Here is a 15,782-nt window from a genome sequence, read left to right on the forward strand (position 1 = left end):
CGAGTTCGATGGAATGCTGGTCGAGCCGGGCTGCCCGCTGCTACCCGGCCACTCGCCTGAGCCTGCGGAACACAACCCCCCGCGTCCCTGCGTGGACGCTCCCGACGCCGACCCGATTTTACTTTCGGTCCTTCGCGTTACCTTCCCCCGGCGTAATGGCCCGCACTCGCCAGCGGGCAACGGCGTATGCGCAAGGTTCCTCTCCCATCGGAGAGCACATCAGACCTCGTGGAAGTTCAGGGTCAGGTTCAGCAGGAACACCAGCGTTCCCGAACAGAGCGACACGATCACCCGCGCCACCAGGTAATGCGCGTCGAACACCTCGGTCATCAGCGCAAAGCCGCCCAGGATCACCGCCAGTCCCACCAGCGCATTGGTCAGGTAGTAGACGTAGCCGGTGAAAAACCCGCGATCGCTTTCGCGAAACACCCAGATCCGCGCGAACCCGTAGTTCAGCGAGTTGGCGATGAGGAACCCCGCCGTCACCGCCACGAACTTGTCGATGCCCAGCTGCGACACCATCAGCCAGATTAGCCCCATGTCGATCGCGAAGCACAGGCTCGACGTGACGGCATTGCGTGCGAACAACACGGCGGTGTGGCGGCTGAACAGGCCATAGTGCGTCCGGGCATGAGCCGGCACGATGGGCGAATGAAACATGCCTGATCCAACTCCGGCAGGCCCGTGTGGTTTCCGGCGTGGTTTCAGGCGTGGTTTCCCGCACGGTGCGGAGAAACGCTATCCCGCTTCGGCCACCAGCGTGTCGAAATCGAGGATCGTCACCTCGCGGCGCGAAGGCAGGTCGATCACGCCTTCGTTCTTGAGGCGGGTGAACTGGCGGCTCACCGTCTCGATCGTCAGGCCCAGCACGTCCGCGATCTGCTGGCGCGAGAACGGCAGCGTCAGGATGCGCTGGTTGGGCTTGTCCCGTTCGACCCGGCAGCTCGATCCGCTCAGCCGCTCGGTCATCTCGACAAGGAAGCTGGCCATCTTCTCTGCCGCCGACTTGCGCCCCAGCAGGAGCATCCAGCGGCGCGTGCGGTCCAGTTCGCCCAGCGTGCGTTCAAGCAGCTTGTGCTCCAGCGCCGGATGCTCACGCGCGAAAGCGTCGAAGTCGCGGCGGGAGAAGACACAGACCTTGGCATCCGTCAGCGCCGTAACCCCATGGCCGGTGGTGCCGCCGAAGGGCCGCCCGATGAAGTCGGACGGATAGACCACGCCGACGATCTGCTCGCGCCCGTCCTCGGTATTGGTGGACAGCTTCAGAACGCCGTCGATCACATTGGCGACGAGGACCGAATCCTCCCCCTCCCAGATGATCGATTCCCCCGCCGTAAGCTGGCGCGTGCGGCCGATCGCGGTGAGCGCCGCCAGCTCCATGGGGTCAAGGGCAGAGCAGATCGCCCGATTGCGGACGACGCATAGATCACAGCTGGACATAAGTTCTGGTCACCGGGGGATTTTCCTGAGTCGCATAGCGGAGAATGCAGGCTTTCTCAAAGCTGCCGCTTCTCCAGCTTGCGCGCGAGCGTGCGGCGATGAAGGCCAAGGCGGCGCGCGGTTTCCGATATGTTGAACTCGCACTCCACCAGGGTCTGGTGAATATATTCCCACTCCAGCGTCTTGATCGAAGTCTTGCGCCCTTCCACGGGCACGCTGGCATCGCCGCGCAGAGATGCGAAGGCCGCTTCGATATCGTCAGTGTTCGACGGCTTGGCGAGATAGTGCGAGGCGCCCAGCTTGATCGCCTCAACCGCCGTTGCGATGCTGGCATAGCCGGTCAGCACGACGATGCGGGTCTGCGGCGCATGGGCATGCAGCGCCTCAACCACGGTAAGGCCCGAGCCCGCGCCGAGCTTCAGGTCCACCACGGCGAATTCGAAGCTGTCCGCAAGGAACAGCGCCTCGGCTTCTTCCGGGCTGGCGGCGGAGGCGACGCGATAGCCGCGCCGCTCGAACGAGCGGCGCAGGGTGCGCGCAAAGGTGGGATCATCCTCGACGATGAGCAGGCTTGCGCCCGTCGCGCCGATGGCGGAGGGGGTGTCGGTCATTGCTTCTCTTGCCGTTGTTCTTGTTCTTCGAGCGCCAGTGTAGCGAGGGGGATCGCCAGTTGCACGCTCGCACCGCCGGTCGCGCGGTTCTCTACCGAAACCGTCCCGCCCAGCTTGCGGATCACATTGATGACGAGGAACAGGCCAAGCCCGCCCCCGTCACGCCCCTTGGTGGAGATATAGGGCTGGCCAAGGCGGCGCAGCACTTCGGGCGCGAAGCCGGGGCCGCGGTCGCTCACGGTGAGCATCACCTGCCGGCCCTGATTCTTGCCTTCACCGTCGCCTTCCAGCCATACCTCGACCAGCACGAGGTCGGGCGAGACCTCGATGGCGTTGTCGATCACATTGCCAACGATCTGGCGCAGGCCGGGGTCGGCAATGATCTCCACGTCGTCGGCCATGCGGTCGGTCACGCGCAGTTCGCCGGGGATGCGGGTGCGCCATTCCTCGGCCAGATCATCGATGAAGCCGCGCACCGTGGTAACCGCCGGATCGACCCCGCGTACCTCGCCCGCCGACATGAGAATGCCTGACACGATGGTCTTGCAGCGTTCAAGCTCGCGGCGCACGTCGGCAAGGTCGGCCGCCATGTCGGGGTCATCCATGATCGTCGGCTCGTGGCTCCAGTCGCCCAGGATCACCGAGATCGACGACAGCGGCGTGCCCAGTTCATGCGCCGCGCCCGACGCAAGCAGGCCCATGCGGATGATATGGTCCTCCTCCGCTGCCTGCTGGTGGTACGCGGCCAGCTGCGCGTCGCTTTCGCGCCGGTTGCGGTCGAGCCGCACCACGAAGACGATCAGCAGCACCGCGGCCAGCACGAAGCAGAACAGGCTGCCGTAGATGTAGAGGTGGAAGTGGTCCCCGGCAAAGCGATCGGGCAGCTGAAGCGGCACGTAGCGGAACGTCAGCAGCGCCATGCACAGGCAGGCATTGAGCGCGACCAGCCAGCTCCAGCGCGCCTCAAGGATGATCGCGCCGATGACGATCTGAAGCAGGAACAGGAAGGTGAAGGGGTTGGTCGCCCCGCCCGAGTAATACAGCTGCCAGCACAGCGCGACGACATCGATCATCAGCGCCGAGAACATCTCGCGCTGGGAAAACGATTCGCGCTGCAGCACCACGCGCGCGACGGTCAGGTTGATGACGATCAGCAGCAGCGGCGCCAGCAGCAGCGGCGCCAGCGGCAGACGCACCTTGAGCACGGCGGCAACGACGATGATCGTGGCCAGCTGCCCGAACACCGCGATCCAGCGCAGTTGGGTCAGCAAGACGACGCTGGAACGGCTCGGCGTGCTGCCCGGCATTTCCGGCGGCGCGAACAGCGCCGCCAGGCGGTCGATCATGCCCTGCGCCATATGTAGGCCAGTGCGACCAGAGACAGCGCCGCCATCGCGAACCAGGTCAGGGCATAGCTCAGGTGACTGTCGGGGAACTTGATCTGGGTGAGGCCCGGAACCGGCCTGAGCGCGGGCACGGCGGCGGCCTGCTCTACCTGCACGTCAACGAAGGCGGGGGTCACCGCGCCCAGCCCGCGCGCCCCGGCCAGCGCGGCGGTATCGCGCGAGTACCAGCGATCATCGGCAGGGGCGTTGGACTGCAGGATGCTGCCCTTGGGCTCCGGCGAGCGCAGCAGGCCGACGATCGACACCTTCCCGGCCGGGGCAGATGCTCCGGCGGCGGCGCGGGTGGTTCCCGCAGGCACGAAGCCGCGGTTGATCCACAGGAGCCTGCCGTCATCAAGGCGCAGCGGCGTCATCGTCCAGTAGCCCGTCCCACGTTCCGTGGCGGCCCGCACCAGCGCGGTCGCAGCGCCGTCATAGACGCCCGAAACGCCGACGCGAAGATATTCGAGATCGGGGCCCAGCTTCGCGTCGGCCGGCAGCGCCACCGGGGCGGCATGGACGCGCGCATCGACGCGGGCGATCAGCGCATGCTTCCAGTGCATCCGCTGGACCTGCCAGACGCCCAGCGCCACGAACCCCGCGAACGCCACTAGCAGAAGCGCGGCAAACCCGATGGGCCGCCGCGCTCCGCGTGTCACCGATGTACGGTCCCCGGTCAGGGCAGCTGGCCCATGTCGTGGACGCTCATCGGCATCATGTTGGTGTTGAGGTGGAACATGACCCACAGCGAACCGGACAGGGTGATGATGACCAGCACGATCGTGAAGATCAGCGCCATGACCGTCCAGCCGTTCTCAGACTTGGTGTTCATGTGCAGGAAGTAGATCATGTGGACCACGATCTGCACCACGGCGAAGGCCATGATCACCAGCGCGGTGGTCTGCTTGTCGGGGATGGCGCCCGACATGACCAGCCAGAACGGGATCGCCGTCAGCACCACCGACAGCAGGAAGCCGACGACGTATTCGCGCATCGAGCCGTGGCTCGCGCCGTGCTCGTCGTGGTGATCGTGCGCTTGCGGGTTCGGGTGTGCGTGTTCAGTGCCCATCAGAGCATTCCCATCAGGTAGACGAAGGTGAAGACGCCGATCCAGATGACGTCAAGGAAGTGCCAGAACAGCGACAGGCACATGAGACGGCGCTTGTTGGCCGGGATCAGGCCCTTCTTCGCCACCTGCACAACCAGCGTGAACAGCCAGATCATGCCGAAGGTCACGTGCAGACCGTGGGTACCCACCAGCGAGAAGAACGCGGTGAGGAAGCCCGAACGCATCGGCGTCGCGCCTTCGTGGATCAGGTGGCTGAACTCGTAGAGTTCGATGAAGAGGAAGGCAGCGCCGAACAGCGCGGTCACCAGCAGCCACGCTTGCGTGCCGCCCTTGTTGCCCTTTTCCATCGCCAGCATGGCGAAGCCATAGGTGATCGACGAGAACAGCAGCATGGCGGTGTTGAGCGCCACCAGCGGCAGGTCGAACAGATCCTTCGGCCCCGGCCCGGCGGCCAGGCTTCCGCCCAGCACGCCGTATGCCGCGAACAGCATGGCGAAGATGAGACAGTCGCTCATCAGGTAGATCCAGAAGCCGAGCATGGTGCTGCCGCCTTCGGGATGGTCATGCTCGTTCAGGTCGTAGAACGCGGCCTGCAGCTTGGGCTGGTCCAGGTTATGTGCAGTAGCGGTCATGTCTCAGGCTCCCGCGGCGGCGAGCTGGCGGGTGCGTTCCGCCTCGGTCGCTTCGACCGTCTCGACGGGGATGTGGTAGTCCCGCTTGTAGTTGAAGGTATGGAAGATCGCGTAGCCGATGATCCCGGCGAACGAGACCGCCGCAAGCCACCAGATATACCAGATCATCGCGAAGCCGAGCGCCGTCGACAGACCCGCCAGGATCAGGCCGGTCCCCGTGCCCTTGGGCATGTGGATCGGACGGAAGCCCGAGGTCGGACGTTCCACGCCGCAGCGCTTCATGTCGTCCCATGCGTCAAGGTCGTGCACGATCGGCGTGAAGGCGAAGTTGTACTCCGGCGGCGGCGACGAGGTCGACCATTCCAGGGTACGGCCGCCCCACGGATCGCCCGTCTCGTCCTTCAGCTCTTCGCGCTTCCAGATGGAAACCGCGAACTGGACCAGCATGGCGCCGATGCCGCCGGCGATCATCACGGCGCCGAAAGCGGCGATGACGAACCAGATCTGGATCGACGGATCGTCGAACACGCGCATGCGGCGGGTCACGCCCATCAGGCCCAGGATATAGAGCGGCATGAAGGCGAACCAGAAGCCGGGAACCCACAGCCAGAAGCTGACCTTGCCCCAGAACACGTTGAGCTTGAAGCCGAAGGCCTTGGGCCACCAGAAGTTGATCGCCGCGAACAGGCCGAACAGCACGCCGCCGATGATCACGTTATGGAAGTGCGCGATCAGGAACAGCGAGTTGTGGAGCACGAAGTCCGCAGGCGGAACCGCCAGCAGCACGCCGGTCATGCCGCCGACCGTGAAGGTCAGCATGAACGCGACGGTCCACATCATCGGCAGCTCGTAGCGGATGCGGCCGCGGTACATCGTGAACAGCCAGTTGAACAGCTTCGCGCCGGTCGGGATCGAGATCACCATGGTGGTGATGCCGAAGAACGAGTTTACGCTCGCGCCCGAACCCATCGTGAAGAAGTGGTGCAGCCACACGAGGTAGGACAGGATGGTGATGACCAGCGTGGCGTAGACCATCGACGAGTAGCCGAACAGGCGCTTGCCCGAGAAGGTCGAGGTGACTTCCGAGAACACGCCGAACAGCGGCAGGATGAGGATGTAAACCTCGGGGTGGCCCCAGATCCAGATCAGGTTCACGTACATCATCGGCGAGCCGCCGAAGTCGTTCGAGAAGAAGTTGAAGCCGAGGTAGCGGTCGACGGTCAGCATCGTCATCACCGCCGTCAGCACCGGGAAGGCGGCGACGATCAGGATGTTGGTGCAAAGCGAGGTCCAGGTGAACACCGGCATGCGCATCATGGTCATGCCGGGCGCGCGCATCTTGACGATGGTGCACACCAGGTTGACGCCCGAAAGCAGCGTACCGACACCCGCGATCTGCAGGGCCCAGATGTAGTAGTCGACGCCGACCCACGGGCTGTACGCCAGGTTCGACAGCGGCGGATAGGCCAGCCAGCCGGTCTGCGCGAATTCGCCCACGAACAACGACATCATGACCAGCACCGCGCCCGCGGTCGTCATCCAGAAGCTGAAGTTGTTCAGGAACGGGAAGCTGACGTCACGCGCACCGATCTGCAGCGGCACGATGTAGTTCATGAGACCCGTGACGAAAGGCATCGCCACGAAGAAGATCATGATCACGCCATGCGCGGTGAAGACCTGGTCGTAGTGGTGGGCGTTGAGGTAGCCCTCGTTGCCGTTGAACGCCATTGCCTGCTGGGCGCGCATCATGACCGCGTCGGCGAAGCCGCGCAGGAACATGATCAGGCCCAGGATCATGTACATGATCCCGATCTTCTTGTGATCGACGCTGGTGAACCACTCCTTCCAGAGATAGCCCCACAGCTTGAAGTAGGTCAGGCCCGCAACGAGTGCGGCGCCGCCGAGCATCACGACCACGAAGGTCGCGAGCACGATCGGCTCCTGCGGGATGGCGTCCAGCCACAGGCGCCCGAGTAGCGGGCTCCAGTGGGTATGGGCTTCGGCTTCGATGGCCATGAGTGTCAGTTCCGCGAATTCAGGGAAATGTGAGCGGGCTTCGGCGAAGACGCGACGGGCGCGTCCTCACCACCGAAGCCGATCGACTGCGGCGCGGGGATCCCGGCGCCGTTCAGCGAGCGAAGATCGGAAGGCGCCTTGACGGAACCGTCGCGAACCTGACCCGGCATCTGTTCGCACAGGGCACGGACCCAGGCCAGTTCGCGCTGGACCGCTTCGGTGGGGTTGGCGCTTTCGGCCACCGCGCTGTCGCGGCCTGCCTTGTCGTAGGACAGCATCTGCACGTTGCGGATGCCCGCCTTGCCCATGCCGCCGCGCGAATCGAGCGCCATCATCTCGCTCATGCACATCTTGCCCGGCTGGACGCACATGTTGACGACGGCGTCATAAAGCTTGGGATCGACATTGGCGAAGCGGATCGAGGGAACCTTCTGCGTCGGCTTTTCAAGTTCGAGATAAGCCGCGCGGTCGAGCATGCCGCCCATCTGCTTGGCGGGAACGCCTTCGAATTCCGAGGCGGCGATGATGTCGCCGGCGGGCTGCGGCTTGGTGCCGGTTGCCTTCACGTCGCCGATCCACTTGGCGAAGTCCGCGTCAGAAACCGAACGCATCTTGAAGCGCATGTGCGTGAAGCCCGCGCCTGAATAGTTGGCCGAGAAGCCGATCGATTCGACGTTCGAGTTCATCACCGCGTGCAGGCGCGTTTCCATGCCCGGCATCGCGTAGATCTGACCTGCCATCGCCGGAACGTAGAACGAGTTCATCACGTTCGCGGAAGTGATCTTGAAGTTCAGCGGGCGGCCGCTCGGCACAACCAGTTCGTTGACCGTGGCGACACCCTGTTCGGGGTAGATGAACAGCCACTTCCAGTCGAGCGCGACGACTTCGACTTCCAGCGGCCTGGCGTCCTTGGCCACTTGCGTCTGCGCGTCGATGCGGCCGATGGTGCGATAAGGATCAAGAAGGTGCGTGCTGGTCCAGGTCACGGCGCCAAGGCAGATGATGATGAGCAGCGGCGCGGCCCAGATCATCAGTTCCAGCTGGGTCGAGTGATCCCAGTCCGGCTCGTACTTGGCGTCCTGGTTGTTCGCGCGGTAACGCCATGCGAAGATCACCACGGCCAGCATGACCGGCACGACGATCAGCAGCATGAGCAGCGTGGCAACGACCACAAGGTCGCCCTGCTGCTGGGCAACATCGCCCGACGGCTTCAGCACGACGGTGTTGCACGCCGACAGCGCGGCGGTCAGCCCGAGGGCGACCCCGATACGCATGACGCGGTTTCGAAACGGGCCGAAACGACGGCCGGGCGGGTTCAGGCGTGACTCGGGCGGTTGCATGGCGCGTCGCCTAAGCTCGTGCTGCGGATGCGAACATAGGACATTTTGTCCAATCCCCTTGCGCCCGATCAATGACAATAGGGCACTCGATTGTGAAGCCGCGCGCCCGTCGCGCCGGCGCGATTCGCGGGCCTGTGAGACTCAATTCGGCGAGACTCTTCGCCAGAGACTCCCACGGGCCGGCGTGTTATACCAGACGAAGGCCGCGATACGCCAGATGAGCACAACCATGACCCCGACCCGCGAGGAACTCGGCCTGCCGACGTTCAAGCCGCACCACGCGATTTCGCCCGGCGAGATCGCGATCGGCGTGATCATCGGCCGCACTTCGGAATTCTTCGACTTCTTCGTCTATGCCATCGCTTCGGTGCTGGTGTTCCCGAAGTTGTTCTTCCCCTTCGTCGATCCGCTGACCGGCACGCTCTACAGCTTCGCGATCTTCGCGCTGGCGTTCATCGCCCGTCCGTTCGGTTCGCTGTTCTTCATGGCGCTCGACCGCGCCTACGGCCGCGGCGTCAAGCTGACGATCGCGCTGTTCGGCCTTGGCGGCTCGACCGCGGCCATCGCGTTCCTGCCGACCTATGAAACCATGGGCAACACCGCGATCTGGCTGCTGGCGATCTTCCGCATCGCGCAGGGCTTCGCGCTGGGCGGCACCTGGGACGGGCTTGCCTCGCTCCTCGCGCTCAACGCACCGGAAAACCGCCGCGGCTGGTGGGCGATGGTCCCGCAGCTGGGTGCGCCGTTCGGCCTTATCGTCGCCAGCGCGCTGTTCGCCTACATGATCGCCGTGCTGCCCGCCGCCGACTTCCTTGAGTGGGGCTGGCGCTATCCGTTCTTCGTGGCCCTGGCGATCAACGTCGTTGCGCTTTTCGCGCGCCTGCGCATCGTCGTCACCGAAGAATTCCAGACCCTCTTCGAAAGCCGCGACCTGCAGCCCGTCAGCGTGATGGGCACCGTAAGCAAGGAAGGCCGCACCGTCCTGATCGGCGCATTCGCACCGCTTGCCAGCTTCGCGATGTTCCACATGGTCACCGTGTTCCCGCTCTCGTGGGTGTTCCTGTTCACCCGTGAAGCGCCCACCCGCTTCCTGCTGATCGAAGTGCTGGCCGCAGTCTTCGGTCTTGTCGCCGTGCTCTTCTCGGGCCGTCTGGCCGACCGTTACGGCCGCCGCACCCTGCTCGGCACCTGCGCCGTGGGCATCGCGGTGTTCAGCGGGTTCGCACCGCAGCTGCTCGATGCCGGCACCGCCGGTGAGCTGACCTTCATGATCGGCGGCTTCATCCTGCTGGGCCTGTCGTTCGGCCAGTCGTCGGGCGTCGTGGCCTCGGCCTTCGCGACTGACCACCGCTACACCGGCTCGGCGCTCACCAGTGACCTTGCCTGGCTGTTCGGCGCCGGTTTCGCCCCGCTGGCGGCACTGCTGCTCTCCACCCACTTCGGCCTGATCGCTTCGGGCGGCTACCTGCTCTCGGGCGCACTGGCCACCCTGCTGGCCCTGTGGCTGAACAAGGAACTCGCCAGCCGCTGATCCGGCAGGCCCCGCGAGACGCAAAAAAGGCCGCTCCCCACATCGGGGAGCGGCCTTTTTCTTTGCGTCTTCGGGCTGGGCCTTATGCCAGCGCGAACCTTATCCCAGCGCCGCGTTGACGATGCGGGGCTGCGTGAAATCCTCCATCCCCTCGATCCCCTGCTGGCGGCCGATGCCCGATTGCTTGGCGCCGCCGAACGGCACGTCGAAGGGCAGTTCCAGGTGCTTGTTCACCCAGACGGTGCCGCTCTCGATCCGGGATGCAACCGCCATCCCGCGTTCGACGTCCGATGTCCACACCGTCCCGCCAAGCCCGAAATCGCTGTCGTTGGCGCGGGCGATGGCGTCTTCAAGATCGTCGTAGCCGAGCACCGGCAGGACCGGGCCGAACTGCTCTTCGCGCACCAGCCGCGCATCGTCGGGCAGGTCGCGCACGATGGTCGGCGCGATGAAATAGCCTTCGCCCGGCAGCGCATCGCCACCGGCAACGATGGTGCCATTCTCGCGCGCGTCCGCGATGAACCCCAGCACCTTCTCGAATTGCGCGCGGTTCTGGATCGGGCCGATCGTGGTGCCCTGCTCAAGCCCGTCCCCGACGACAGCCTCGCCCGCCAGCCGCGCAAGTTCGGCGCACAGCGCATCGACCATGCCCCGCGGCGCGTAGACCCGCTTGACGGCAAGGCAGATCTGTCCGGCGTTCGTCGTCGCACCCCGGAAGATACGCGGCGCAACTTTGGCCACATCCGCATCGTCCAGCACGATCGCGGCATCGTTGCCGCCCAGTTCCAGCGTGAAGCGCTTTAACGTATCGGCCGCGCTGCCCAGCACTTTCTTGCCGGTCGGCGTCGATCCGGTGAAGCTGACATGGGCAACGTCCGGATGGCGACTCAGCAGCGCGCCAAGGTCGTTCTGGTCCACCAGCGTCTGGAACACGCCGGCGGGCAGGATATCCGCCGCAATCTCGCCCAGCAGCAGCGTGGTCAGCGGCGTGGTGGGCGCGGGCTTGGCGATCACCGTGTTGCCGGTGATCAGCGCCGGGGCCAGCTTCACCATCAGCAGCAGCAGGGGATAGTTCCATGGCGTGATCGCGGCCACGACGCCAAGCGGATAGCGCTGCTCGACGATCCGCTCTGCCGCCGTCTCGCGCAATACGCGCGGTTCCAGTTCAAGCTGGGCGTAATAGGTAAGCGCGGCAATAGTCGCCATCACTTCACCGCGAGCTTCGGCCAAGGGCTTGCCCTGCTCCTGCGTCAGCAACCGGGCGAAATCGTCGATCCGCTCCTCGATCGCTCCTGCCAGCGCGTCCAGCAGCGTACTCCGCCGGCCGTAGCCAAGCGCCGCCCATCCGGGAAACGCCTGTCTTGCCGCCGCGACCGCCTGCTCCGCCTGAGCCTCATCGGCGCGCGGAGCCTGCATCAGAACCTGCCCCGTCGCCGGGTTCACCACGTCGATCGAAGAGGCTCCGGGCACCAGCGCACCATCGATGAGAAGCCGGTAGGGCATCACGCAAATCCTTCCTGATCATCAGACTGCGGCGCGGCCCGAAACGGCTACGCCACGACAGGCCGCGTATATGGAGGCTGCGCCAGGATGCGGCAACGCCCCGGCGCGTCCTGCCGTTCGCGGCGCACACTGCCCAAAAGTGCAGGTGATCGAGACGGCCCGGCATGAAACTGACGTGCTGGCCAATGCCGCACGGCCGGGTAGGAGAGGAAATGACATGAACTCAGAAGAGATGATCGATTTCGTCGACCGGCTCTACGCAGCCACAGGGGTGGGAGACTGGGAAACCGCCTCGCAGATGCTGACCGACGACTTTGTCGCATACGAAGCGAATGGCCTGCCGATGGCCGGAGAATATCGCGGCAAGAACGGTCTGCGCGAACTCTATGCGCGGGTCATGGGTCTGTGCGATGTCGTGGCGCTGGACCGTATCGAGACCACAGTGGGCAAGAATCACGCCGTCACGATCCTTTCGCTGCGCTTCGCCGACCCGTCACTGGCACCCGCCGAGATCTGCGAGATGTTCCGCTTCCGCGACGGCAAGTGCTGCGAGATCAAGCCATACTACTACGATCCCGCGTCGTTCGTCGCGGCTGCACAGGCAAAAGCCGCAGCGGCCTGAGGGCAAGACCGCCCTGCATGTACGATCCCGGTCGTGCGAGCGTCGCATTAGTGAAATGAACCGCCGCTAGGCGCTGCTGTCGATGACCGCTTGCCGCCCGGAGATTCGCCGCACCGGCGGCACCGGCCCTGCCCCGTTCGCCCCGCTGGTGCGCGAAGCACGGCTGTTCGCCTATTCATCGGGCAACTTCGGCAAGGCCATCGTCTTTGCCGGAGCGGACATGACCATTCTGTTCCTGCTGACGGACCTTCTGGGCCTGACCGCCATCGCAGCCGGATCACTGATGATGGTGGCGCTGGCCGGAGACCTCGTCTTCGATCTGGTGGCCGCCGCGCTGGTGATCCGTCTGAGGCGCAAGGGACGCGGCTACCGCTGGCTGGTAGCGACAGGGACGGTGCCATGCGGAATGGCCTTCGCGCTGCTTTACGCAATGCCCGCCTGCGGAATGCGCGAGGGATGGCTGCTGGCTGCAGCGATGCTGATCTTTCGCGGCGCTTATGCCGTGATCGACGTGCCGCACAACGCGCTTATGGCGCAAATGACCACCGACAGCCGCGCGCGCGGGCGGGTTTCCGGCTATCGGCTGCTGTTCAGCACGGCGAGTTCGCTGTGCGTCGCCCTCGTGCTGACGCCGCTGGTGCAGCATGCGGCACGCAGCCGTGCCTTCGACGCGCTGGCCCTGACCGGTCTGGTCGCGGGTGCCCTTTTTGCGCTGACCATGATTTTGTGCGTGCTGACTTCGGGAAGCGGAGCCCGTGACCGCATATCGACCGCCGCGGCCGCCGAGGACGGAATAGGCGTGCCCCTGCGTGATCCGCTGGTGATCGGCATGGGCCTGCTTGCGCTCGTCACCGGCTTTGCAATGCCGACCTTCGGCCGGATGATTCTTTACATGGGAACTTACGTGGTGGACCGGCCCGACATGGTCGCGCCGCTGCTGCTGGCGGTCACCTGCGGCCAGTTCGCGGGGGTATTGTTCTGGACCCCGCTGACCGCAAGGCTGGATCAGGCGCGGGTGCTGGCCATCGGCCATGGCGTCAGCGCGGTGGGTTTCGTGCTGTTTGCCTTGTTCCTCAGGCAACCTCAGGCCCTTTTGGCCTGTGCGGCAGTGATCGGTTTCGGCCTTGCATCGGTGTTCATGCTGCCTTGGGGACTGCTGGCCAATGCCGTGGACTTCGTGGCGCTGCGCCATGGCCGACGGCTGGAGACCGGCCTTTTCGCCTTCTACCTCGTCACGGTGAAGGCCAGCGGCGCGGCGGCGACGGCGCTGATTGGCTGGGCGCTGGGATGGCTGGGCTACATGCCGGGGGCAAGCCAGAGCACCACCGTGGAAACCGGCATGCTGGCGCTGGGACTAGGCCTGCCGTTGGTCGGAGCACTGTCTACCATCGTACTGCTGCAACGCTTCGATATCGGCCACGCGCGACACGCAAGAGTGCGCGCCGCGCTGGACCGCAAGGCTCAGTCGGGCGCCGAGCCGGTTTCCGGGTTGAACCGGGGATTGGCGAAGTCGAGCGGCGAAGGTTCGACCTTGGCCGGCGGCGATGCGCTTTCCGTCCAGGCGCGGCAGAGCATGTCTCGCAGCATCGTCGCCCCGGCCGCCGTGCGTTCATAGATCATCTCACGCACGTCACGGTCAGCGAAGTTGGCGAAACCATCGCGCTTTTCCAGCGCAAACACTGCGCCGACCTTGTCACCCGATGCATCGAGATAGGCGAGCACGGCGTCAAACATGTCTCCGTTCCTGCGCCCCGGCTTGCCGATGCGCGGAGCGATATCGGCCACGGACAGCTTCATGCCGTCCACGAACCGGCTTTCGAAGCGGCCGTGGACGCTGCGTTCGGTAGTGTAGCCATGCGGATTGGGACCGCGCCAGCCGTCGCTGCTGACCGAATCGTGCATCGGATTGGCCCCGTCGCCGATGTAGTGGCCCAGCCGGATCACATCGAACGCGCAGTTCTGCTCTGCTACCGAGGCATCCGCGCCTGCCGCATTCGCCGCACGGATGCGCCGCATGCACACGACGATGCGATCGTAAGCCTCGATGGCGGCATAAGGCAGCGTCCCGGTCCATCGCACGTTGGTGCGCGCAGCCGTTTCCGGATCGCTGTCCTTGATCTTTTCATGCTGCTTGTAGAGCGCGATCACGAATTCGTAGCGTGAACGCGGAATGGGCTTGAGGAACGTGAACTGTTCGCGGAACCAACCGTGATTGGGGTCTTCCTCGATCTTGGAGAAGTTCTCCGAATCGCCGCGCCATGAATCGGGCAGCAGCGATGATGCGCCGATATAGTCCTCGTACTTGCGCAGGAACACCGGGCCGTCATCGGGAATGGCCTCGATCGCGGCGCGGTCGATCACGGTATGGGCGGTGCCGCCCCATGCCATCGCGATCGTGGGGCTGAGGCTTAGCACGGCGCTGGCCGCAAGCAGGATGATACGCATGGGAGGCTCCGGTTCAGGAAGGCAGTTCAGGGATCGAGCGGGTCGCGCGGGTCGACGCGGGCCGAGAGCGGCGACGGGCGGAACTCCAGCTCGGTGGACGATACACGCGGACCAATCGCGCCGGGCTGGTAGCCCAGTTCGCGGTCGTTGCGCTTCACGAAATCGGGGCTCTCGATCATCGCGCTCTGGTCAGGGTTGCAGATGATCAAAGTCGCCTTGTCGAGCGGGGCGCCCATGGCCATCAGCAGCCGCGATGCATTGCGCAAGTTGGTGGTGGTATGCCGCGCGTGCGGCTCGATGACGATGGCCTCCGCGGGCACGCCGTAGCGCTCTATCAGGGCCCGGCGCATCTCCTCCGCCTCGGCAAAGGGCGTGGCGCGCGGGTGGGCGTGGCCACCGGTGATGATCAGGAAAGGCGCATCGCCTGCCGCAAAGCGCTGGGCGGCAAGGCGCACGTGGTACTTGCCGTAAGGGCTGAGCGGCATGCCCTCCACTTCCGGGCCGACCCCGGTGACGATGAGCGCGCTGTAGCGGTAGCGCTTCCAGTCCAGCCCCCCGGCGTGCCTGAAGGCTGGCGCGTTAAGCCCGCCGGTAAGCGGCGCATAGCTGATCGCGTCTCGGCGATCGGCGGCATCGAGCAACGCCAGCGCGAAGTCGAGGCTGGGATCAAGAGCCTGCACCGAGTTCGCACGTGGCGTCCGGGCCAGCCACGCCGCCGCCTGCAGGCGCGCGCGGGCCTCCTGCGGGTCAAGCGTGCCGGCCCCGTCGATGCCGGGATAAGACGGAACCTGACCCAGTCCATAAGTGCGCACGATCGTGTTGATGCCCGCAATCTCGCGCCCGGCCTGCGCGGCCGGGCCATCGTCCATGCCCCGACCGGGAACGGCGGCGGCCAGAACCTGCGCCTCGCCATCGGTCCAGATCATCGCCTGCGCCACGCAGCCAAGGTCAGTGCCGCATGCCGCGCGTCGGTCGAACCGGGCGCGCAGCATGGTGGCCACTTCCGGGCGGGCCTGCAGCACATTGAGCGCAGCAGGATCGCGGCCCAGCGCGTCGAGCAGGGGGAACAACCGCTGCGACAGGCTCTCCGTCACGGTGTCCCGTACAGCCTGCGCCCTGGCAACTTGTGCAGGCGCCCAGACCGTCGTGAGCGAGAGTGCCGCAGCAACAGCGACCGCTGCCATGCGC

Annotated in this window: 14 protein-coding genes and 1 pseudogene; 3 read left to right on the forward strand and 12 right to left on the reverse strand. The window is 65.3% G+C overall.

Annotated elements, in window-relative coordinates; genetic code table 11:
* Nucleotides 1–219: 219 nt before the first annotated feature.
* The 9 genes from A8V01_RS17260 to cyoA all read right to left on the reverse strand — a co-directional run bounded on the left by A8V01_RS17260 (nt 220) and on the right by cyoA (nt 8,493).
* The gene (locus A8V01_RS17260; RefSeq protein ID WP_103097299.1) at nt 220–660 is read right to left on the reverse strand and encodes a GtrA family protein; all 441 of its coding nucleotides are present in this window, start codon (nt 658–660) and stop codon (nt 220–222) included.
* Between the two features lie 78 nt (nt 661–738).
* Nucleotides 739–1,440, reverse strand: a complete 702-nt coding sequence (locus A8V01_RS17265) for a Crp/Fnr family transcriptional regulator (RefSeq protein ID WP_103097302.1) — start codon at nt 1,438–1,440, stop codon at nt 739–741.
* Between the two features lie 56 nt (nt 1,441–1,496).
* Nucleotides 1,497–2,051, reverse strand: coding sequence for a response regulator transcription factor (locus tag A8V01_RS17270; protein WP_103097305.1), 555 nt, complete (start codon nt 2,049–2,051; stop codon nt 1,497–1,499).
* Nucleotides 2,048–3,397: an ATP-binding protein gene (locus A8V01_RS17275; protein WP_211295049.1), complete on the reverse strand. Its 1,350-nt coding sequence runs from the start codon at nt 3,395–3,397 to the stop codon at nt 2,048–2,050. Before A8V01_RS17275 ends, A8V01_RS17270 begins: the two co-directional genes overlap by 4 nt.
* On the reverse strand, nt 3,394–4,095 hold the full coding sequence (locus A8V01_RS17280; RefSeq protein WP_281256510.1) for an SURF1 family protein: 702 nt from the start codon (nt 4,093–4,095) through the stop codon (nt 3,394–3,396). The genes A8V01_RS17275 and A8V01_RS17280 overlap by 4 nt, the downstream gene beginning before the upstream one ends.
* Before the next feature lie 17 nt (nt 4,096–4,112).
* Entirely contained in the window at nt 4,113–4,505 is a 393-nt protein-coding gene (gene cyoD, locus A8V01_RS17285) for a cytochrome o ubiquinol oxidase subunit IV (RefSeq protein WP_103097309.1), read from the reverse strand.
* Nucleotides 4,505–5,044: a cytochrome o ubiquinol oxidase subunit III gene (cyoC, locus tag A8V01_RS17290; protein ID WP_245892686.1), complete on the reverse strand. Its 540-nt coding sequence runs from the start codon at nt 5,042–5,044 to the stop codon at nt 4,505–4,507. The genes cyoD and cyoC overlap by 1 nt, the downstream gene beginning before the upstream one ends.
* Before the next feature lie 96 nt (nt 5,045–5,140).
* The gene (cyoB, locus tag A8V01_RS17295) at nt 5,141–7,153 is read right to left on the reverse strand and encodes a cytochrome o ubiquinol oxidase subunit I (RefSeq protein ID WP_211295050.1); all 2,013 of its coding nucleotides are present in this window, start codon (nt 7,151–7,153) and stop codon (nt 5,141–5,143) included.
* Between the two features lie 5 nt (nt 7,154–7,158).
* Nucleotides 7,159–8,493: a ubiquinol oxidase subunit II gene (gene cyoA / locus A8V01_RS17300; protein WP_103097312.1), complete on the reverse strand. Its 1,335-nt coding sequence runs from the start codon at nt 8,491–8,493 to the stop codon at nt 7,159–7,161.
* 217 nt (nt 8,494–8,710) lie between these two features.
* Here cyoA and A8V01_RS17305 point away from each other — a divergent pair, with 217 nt between their 5' ends.
* Nucleotides 8,711–10,024 (forward strand): MFS transporter, encoded by a 1,314-nt coding sequence (locus A8V01_RS17305; protein ID WP_103097315.1) that lies wholly within the window; start codon nt 8,711–8,713, stop codon nt 10,022–10,024.
* 99 nt (nt 10,025–10,123) lie between these two features.
* Here the strand turns inward: A8V01_RS17305 and A8V01_RS17310 are convergent, their stop codons facing one another.
* Nucleotides 10,124–11,527, reverse strand: a complete 1,404-nt coding sequence (locus A8V01_RS17310) for an aldehyde dehydrogenase family protein (RefSeq protein ID WP_103097317.1) — start codon at nt 11,525–11,527, stop codon at nt 10,124–10,126.
* Nucleotides 11,528–11,744: 217 nt separating this feature from the next.
* On the opposite strand from A8V01_RS17310, the gene A8V01_RS17315 reads away from it, so the two are divergent.
* On the forward strand, nt 11,745–12,149 hold the full coding sequence (locus A8V01_RS17315) for a nuclear transport factor 2 family protein (RefSeq protein WP_103097320.1): 405 nt from the start codon (nt 11,745–11,747) through the stop codon (nt 12,147–12,149).
* Between the two features lie 220 nt (nt 12,150–12,369).
* Nucleotides 12,370–13,506, forward strand: a pseudogene (locus A8V01_RS17320) (MFS transporter); the annotation flags it as partial.
* Nucleotides 13,507–13,610: 104 nt separating this feature from the next.
* Here the strand turns inward: A8V01_RS17320 and A8V01_RS29805 are convergent.
* A complete protein-coding gene (locus tag A8V01_RS29805; protein ID WP_245892682.1) occupies nt 13,611–14,594 on the reverse strand; it encodes a phospholipase C/P1 nuclease family protein in 984 nt (327 codons plus the stop codon).
* 26 nt (nt 14,595–14,620) lie between these two features.
* Nucleotides 14,621–15,778, reverse strand: a complete 1,158-nt coding sequence (locus A8V01_RS17330) for a YdcF family protein (RefSeq protein WP_103097384.1) — start codon at nt 15,776–15,778, stop codon at nt 14,621–14,623.
* Nucleotides 15,779–15,782 lie beyond the last annotated feature (4 nt).

Origin of the sequence: Novosphingobium guangzhouense (assembly GCF_002896965.1) — a bacterium.
GTDB classification, from domain to species: Bacteria; Pseudomonadota; Alphaproteobacteria; order Sphingomonadales; family Sphingomonadaceae; genus Novosphingobium; species Novosphingobium guangzhouense.